Origin of the sequence: Aliivibrio sp. SR45-2, assembly GCF_963890165.1 — a bacterium.
Taxonomy (GTDB): Bacteria; Pseudomonadota; Gammaproteobacteria; order Enterobacterales; family Vibrionaceae; genus Aliivibrio; species Aliivibrio salmonicida.
The window spans coordinates 1-2,246 of the sequence record NZ_CAWPRC010000035.1 but is presented as its reverse complement, the minus strand read 5'-3'; the positions used below and the strand labels follow the sequence as shown (position 1 = coordinate 2,246).

At 35.8% G+C, this 2,246-nt stretch carries 3 protein-coding genes; 1 reads left to right on the top strand and 2 read right to left on the bottom strand.

What is annotated here, in order from left to right:
- Positions 1–186: 186 nt before the first annotated feature.
- Entirely contained in the window at positions 187–930 is a 744-nt protein-coding gene (locus tag AACV33_RS01950; protein WP_182700696.1) for a class I SAM-dependent DNA methyltransferase, read from the top strand.
- A gap of 83 nt (positions 931–1,013) precedes the next feature.
- Here AACV33_RS01950 and AACV33_RS01945 read toward each other — a convergent pair whose 3' ends face one another.
- A complete protein-coding gene (locus AACV33_RS01945) occupies positions 1,014–1,352 on the bottom strand; it encodes a YggL 50S ribosome-binding family protein (protein WP_017020519.1) in 339 nt (112 codons plus the stop codon).
- 152 nt (positions 1,353–1,504) lie between these two features.
- The coding region (locus AACV33_RS01940; RefSeq protein WP_182700695.1) for a hypothetical protein at positions 1,505–2,246 on the bottom strand (742 nt) is incomplete at its 5' end.

Here is a 2,246-nt window from a genome sequence, read left to right as displayed (position 1 = left end):
AAATGACCCCCACCATAAGATTTTAGTATTCTTATTTCCTTTTTTGAATTACTTTCCGCTCGCAATGAGCCTCTTCTGGATAAGTTCTTACAAAGTTACTTATCTTACGCACTTCTTTTATACCTCTCAAAATAAGCAGTTAATTAAACACTTAAAAGAGATTGGTATTGTTATGGATAAGTACAAATGTCCTCTAACGCTTTATATACTGATCTGTCTGGTTACTACGATTTAATGTGTGCAGACATCGATTATCATGAGCAAAGTAATTATGTACGCCGAATTCATCAGATTTTCGGTAATCAAGGAAGAAACTACCTTGATTTAGCTTGTGGGACAGGACCACACGTTAAACACTTTATTAACTATGGTTATCAAGCAAAAGGCTTAGACATTAATCAACCGATGCTTGATCTTGCAAAACTGCGTAACCCTGATGCTGAATTTATTTTGCATGATATGAGTAACTTTACTGTTGATGAACCTTTAGACTTAATCACCTGTTTTCTTTATTCAATTCATTACAATGCAAATATTGAAAAGTTAGCAGAGTGTATTGCAAGCGTTCATGCCGCATTAAAAACCGACGGCGTATTCTGCTTTAACTCGGTAGCAAGAAATAAGATTGATAATCGCTCATTTGTAAAGCACCCAGCAGAACATGAAGGCAGCCAATTTACGTTTCAATCAGGTTGGAATTACAGTGGCCAAGGGGATGGGCAGCATTTATTGTTGAAGATCGAGAAAACAACAGATGGTGTAACCGAAATTTGGGATGATAAACACCCAATGGTTGCCGTAGATTTTGAACAACTGCAAGCGCTGTTAGAACCCTACTTTGAGGTTCACTTGTTTGAGCATGATTACGAAAAGATAACGCCTCTTGAGACATCGTCAGGCAATGCCATTGTTGTCTGTATCAAAAAGTAGCAACGCAATAACCATATTTAGAACATAAAAAATCCGCCTATCTAAGGCGGATTTTTATTAAACCTAAATACAGAAATAAAGGCTTATAAGTAGTTTGCATCAACCAGTTCACTGATCTCAACTTTACTAACTTCAGGACGACTGTCCAACCAGTTAGCAACTAATAGTTGTTGTTCAGCCGTTGCTGAGTCATAACGCTCAGTTGAACAAACAAAACCTTCAAATAACTCAAGGCCACCACCACAAAAACATAAATCAATGCTGTTGATGTAATCAATAAATTCATCGACGAATACATCATACTGATCAAAGTCTTTAAACTCAGTCTTACAGCTTAGTTCAAAACCAAGAATCGCAAACTCACCTAAGTAAAGTTTCTTACGAATACGACGATTTTTGTTTTCTAACTTTTTAACTTTCATGGCATTTCTCTCTTTGATTTATCTACCTCTATTTATACTCCTTTCCATCACTTTTCCCAAGCTTTGATTGAAAGAAATCAAGAAATTCAAATACAAAAATGCCAGAGCAGTTACCTACTCTGGCATTCAACGATTAAATAACAAAAAGTGAATTAGCTGTCACTCATAACCGGTGCAGGTTCACCTCTGCGACTTGTTGCTTCATCAACAGAATATTGCTCACCGATAACGTCTATATCTAAGACAAACTTTGGATAATAATCAAAATCAAAAAAACCTTTAATGTCGGTAATTTCCTCAATTTTGATATTTGTATTTTGTTTTAAAAGATCGAGTACTTTGGCCATATCGTCATCTGAATTAAAAAAAACATAACTTCGTGAACGAGTTTGATCTCTTGAAATTATAGTATGCGCTGTATCACCGTAATCACACATATCAAATCGATGATATAGTGCTATTACGTTTCTTTTACGATTAAATTGCGCATAAAGAAACTGCTCTGTTGAAGAAAAACGATGATCAACATACACGGTTTGTTTCTTCGTCATTCCAAATGCAAGCAACAATGAGCCCCCAGCACCAACTAATGCCATCGGGCCAATAACAATAACGGCAAAGACACAGAATGCACAAGCGACATAAGCGACTTTTTGAGCCATTGAATTAACCCAATCAGGTTGGTCTAATTGTTTTGAATAAGAAAAACCTTTATTTGAAAATACATACTCATAACGATCACTCAACCCATATTGTAAATAGGTAGCAGAACTTACGATAATAAAAATAAGCCACATGCCAACACTAAAACCATATGCAGATTCATCACCAAAAAACAAAAGTGGTAATGCAGAACTAAAGGCAAAGGGCACCATTAAACAGCAAAAAGCCAAT